Origin of the sequence: Flavobacterium cheongpyeongense, from assembly GCF_003202435.1 — a bacterium.
GTDB lineage: Bacteria > Bacteroidota > Bacteroidia > Flavobacteriales > Flavobacteriaceae > Flavobacterium > Flavobacterium cheongpyeongense.
In genome coordinates this window covers 1-238 of sequence record NZ_QJHK01000077.1, presented here as the reverse complement: position 1 = coordinate 238, position 238 = coordinate 1, and the positions used below count along the sequence as shown (strand labels likewise).

Genomic DNA, 238 nt, shown 5'->3' with positions numbered 1-238 from the left:
GCTGTGCCGTTGATGCTGGTGATGCTTAATGTATCCCCATCTGTATCGGTATCTAAGCTTAACGGGGTCAGGGTTACGGTGCCTTCTTCGGCTACGGTATAGTTGTCGTCAACGGCTACCGGTGCATCGTTGGCAGGACTTACGCTAATCAATTCATTGGCGGTAGCGGTGGCTGTACCGTCGGTTATCACATAAGGGATGCTTACCGATCCGTTATAGTTGGCTGAGGGAGTGAAAC

At 51.3% G+C, this 238-nt stretch carries 1 protein-coding gene; it reads right to left on the bottom strand.

Features of this window, described 5'->3' with window-relative positions; all coding sequences use genetic code 11:
• The coding region (locus DMB65_RS22290) for an Ig-like domain-containing protein (RefSeq protein ID WP_165835020.1) at nucleotides 1-238 on the bottom strand (238 nt) is incomplete at both ends.